The following is a 3,307-nucleotide window of genomic DNA, read 5'->3' on the forward strand; positions in this document are numbered from 1 at the left end:
CGGCGCTGCGCCCGTCCAGGCGCGCGAACCCCGTGACGACGCCGCCGGGCAGGCCGGCACCGAGCTCGAGGACCTCCCCGTCGTCGGCGAGCTCGGCCACCACCTCCCGCACGTCGTAGCCGGCGGTGGGGTGGGCGGGGACCAGGCCCGCCAGGTCGCCGGCGGGACCGGTGGCGGGTGGCTGCGGCGGCAGGCGCGGCGGCGCGGCGAGGTTGTTGGCCGGCAGGAACGAGAGCACGTCGCGGACGAGGTCCGCGGCCGCCGCGGTGCCGGGGGCCGGCAGGTCGGCACGCGGCCGGGTTCCCGGGACAGCGCCGTCGGCCACCGCGTCGGCGACCACCACGACGTCGGCCAGCGCCACGAGCACCGCCTGCTCGGCGGTCACCTCCCCCAGCACCACCGCGACCTGCGGCACCACCCCCGACAACCGCGCGCACGCCCGCAGCAGCCGGCCGGTGGCACCCCGCACGGCGAGGCCGTCGGCCGGCCGCGGGGCCGCGCCGTCGTGGACGGTGAGGAGGGGGTGGCCGGTGCGGGCGGCGAGCTCCACCGCGCGGCAGCACAGCTCCACGTCGGCGGCACCGAGCTCGCCGGCGCAGGCGCAGACGACGACGTCGCGCCCCTCGACGGCCCCGGAGGCGGCGAGGACGGCGGGCCCGTCGGCCGCGCCGTCACCGAGGCGGAGCGCGGGTCCGTCGTCGAGCAGGCCGTCGAGGAACCGCCCGAGGAGTTCCGCGGCGCGTGTCGTCACGAGTTCCCGCCCCGCTCCGGGCAGGGGCGGGAGGCGGGGCGGAACCGCACGAGCTGCCCCGGCCGGGCCTGCGCCGCGCGGTCGACGTCGGCCGCGGCGACCACGCCGACGACGGGATAGCCGCCGGTGACCGGGTGGTCGGCGAGGAACAGCACCGGCTGCCCGCTGGGCGGCACCTGCAGCGACCCCAGCGCCACCCCCTCCGGGGGCAGTTCCACGTCGTCGGCGCGCTGCAGGGCCGGCCCGTCGGCGCGGTCGAGCCGGACGCCGACGCGGTCGGACTGCGGCGACACCCGCCAGGTGCCGGCGAACAGCGCCGCCGGATCGGCGAACCGGTCCGCGCGCGGCCCGGGCCGCACCCCCAGGGTCAGCTCCCCGGTGATCGGCACGGGCACCACGGCGGTGCGCACCCGCGGGAAACCCACCGGCGGGGCGCCCACGGGCAGCACGTCCCCCGCGCCGAGCGGTGCGGGGCCGATGCCGGCGAGGGTGTCGCGGCTGCGGGACCCCAGGACGGGTTCGACGTCGACACCGCCGCGCACGGCGAGGTAGCTGCGCAGGCCGGCGGCGGCGGTGCCCAGCCGCAGCACCTGCCCGGGGTGCAGCACGAGGACGCTGGCGTGGCCGACGGGTCCACCGTCGAGGCGTGCGGGTGCGGGTGCCCCCGCGACGGCGACGACGCAGCGCTGCCGCGCGCGGACGGCGAGCCCGCCGAGGACGACCTCCACGCAGGCGTGCCCGGGCGGGTTGCCGACGAGGGAGTTCGCCAGCCGCAGCGAACCCCGGTCGGCGGCTCCGGACACCCCGACGCCCCAGCGCAGCAGCCCGGGGCGGCCGAGGTCCTGCACGGTGCTGGCCGGGCCGGGTTCCACCACCTCCAGGCCGCTCAACGCTCCGCCACGAACCGCACGGAGGTCCCCGGCTGCAGCAGCGCGGGGGGTTCGGCGGCGAGGTCCCACACCACGGCGGTCGTGGTGCCGATGAGCTGCCAGCCGCCCGGCGAGCGGCGCGGGTAGACGGCGCTCCAGCCGTCGGCGAGCGCGACCGCACCGGCCGGGACGGCGGTGCGCGACTGCGCGCGCCGCGGCACCCCCAGCCTGCCGTCCGGGGAGGTGAGGTACCCGAAACCGGGCGCGAAACCCACGAACGCGCAGCGCCACGTGGTGCCGGTGTGCTGGTCGACGACCTCCTCGCGGGTGAGGCCGAGCGCCGCGGCGACGTCGTCGAGGTCCTCACCGTCGTAGCGGACGGGCACGAGCACGGTGTCGGCGCCGTCCTGCCGCTCCGGCGCGGCGGCGGGCGGGGCCGCGCAGCGCCTGCGCAGCTGCGCCGCGACCACCTCCGGATCGGCGTCCTCGGCCAGGGTGACCAGGACGGTCGCGGCGGCCGGCAGCACGTCCTGCACCGCCGCCGGGGGGTCGGCCCGCAGCGCGCGGGCGAGGGCGGGCAGGTCCGCGCGGTCGGCGGGTTCGACGAGCCAGGCCCGGTCCCCGGCGGGGCGCAGGTCGACGTTCACGGCTGCCTCCCGGGGGCCGGCTGCATCCGGCCATGCTGTCCGCTCGCCCGGCGACCCGCCAACCCCGCCGGCCGGGACCGGCGCGCCGCGGATCGCCGGAGGGCCGGAGCGCTCGTAGCCTCGACGTCCCCGGCACGCACGGCCCGCAGGACGGTCCGCAGCACCACCGGCACCCGCACCGCTCCCGACGACCGCGAGGTCCCCATGGCCGTCCCGCCGCCCGGCACCGCGACGATCGACCTGAACTCCGACCTCGGGGAGAGCTTCGGCCGCTGGACCCTGGGCGACGACGACGCCGTGCTGGAGGTCGTGACCAGCGCCAACGTGGCCTGCGGTTTCCACGCCGGCGACCCCACCGTGCTGCGCCGCACCTGCGAGCGCGCCGCCGAGCGGGGCGTGGTGGTCGGCGCGCAGGTCGGTTACCGCGACCTGGCCGGTTTCGGGCGGCGCTTCGTCGACGTGGAACCGACCGACCTCACCAACGACGTGCTGTACCAGATCGGCGCGCTGGAGGCGTTCGCCCGCGTGGCGGGGACCCGGGTGGCCTACGTGAAACCCCACGGCGCGCTGTACAACGCGATCGTGGCCCACGAGGCGCAGGCCGCGGCGGTCGTGGCGGCCGTCCGGTTGTGGGACCCCTCGCTGCCGGTGCTGGGCCTGCCCGGCTCGCGGTTCCTGGACCTGGCGGGCCGGGCGGGGCTGCGCACCGTCGCCGAGGCGTTCGCCGACCGCGCCTACACCCCGGCCGGCACCCTGGTGCCGCGCCGCGAACCCGGTGCGGTGCTGCACGACGCCGGCGAGATCGCGCGCCGCTGCGTGCGGATGGCGACGGCCGGCGAGGTCGAGGCCGTCGACGGCAGCGTCGTCGCCGTCGACGTCGGCTCGGTCTGCGTGCACGGCGACACCCCCGGAGCGGTCGCGATCGCCCGGGCGGTGCGCGAGGCGCTCGCCGCGGCGGGGGTGGGGATCGCGCCGTTCGCCCGACCGGCCACCGGCTGACGGCCGCGCACCCCAGGCCGGCCGCGGCGGCAAGGTCGCGC

At 79.2% G+C, this 3,307-nt stretch carries 4 protein-coding genes; 1 reads left to right on the forward strand and 3 read right to left on the reverse strand.

From position 1 onward, the window contains the following. From ABEB16_RS07635 to ABEB16_RS07645, 3 genes are all read right to left on the reverse strand, one after another. Positions 1 to 751, reverse strand: a 751-nt coding sequence (locus tag ABEB16_RS07635) for a carboxyl transferase domain-containing protein (protein ID WP_345711664.1), incomplete at its 3' end; no start/stop codon positions are given. After that, a complete protein-coding gene (locus ABEB16_RS07640) occupies positions 748 to 1,641 on the reverse strand; it encodes a 5-oxoprolinase subunit C family protein (protein ID WP_345711665.1) in 894 nt (297 codons plus the stop codon). The genes ABEB16_RS07635 and ABEB16_RS07640, both read right to left, overlap by 4 nt. After that, entirely contained in the window at positions 1,638 to 2,267 is a 630-nt protein-coding gene (locus ABEB16_RS07645) for a 5-oxoprolinase subunit B family protein (protein WP_345711666.1), read from the reverse strand. The genes ABEB16_RS07640 and ABEB16_RS07645 overlap by 4 nt, the downstream gene beginning before the upstream one ends. A 204-nt stretch (positions 2,268 to 2,471) precedes the next feature. Here ABEB16_RS07645 and ABEB16_RS07650 point away from each other — a divergent pair, with 204 nt between their 5' ends. Then, on the forward strand, positions 2,472 to 3,266 hold the full coding sequence (locus ABEB16_RS07650) for a LamB/YcsF family protein (protein ID WP_345711667.1): 795 nt from the start codon (positions 2,472 to 2,474) through the stop codon (positions 3,264 to 3,266). Positions 3,267 to 3,307 lie beyond the last annotated feature (41 nt).

The organism is Kineococcus glutinatus, from assembly GCF_039542765.1.
In the GTDB taxonomy this organism is placed as follows: domain Bacteria; phylum Actinomycetota; class Actinomycetes; order Actinomycetales; family Kineococcaceae; genus Kineococcus_A; species Kineococcus_A glutinatus.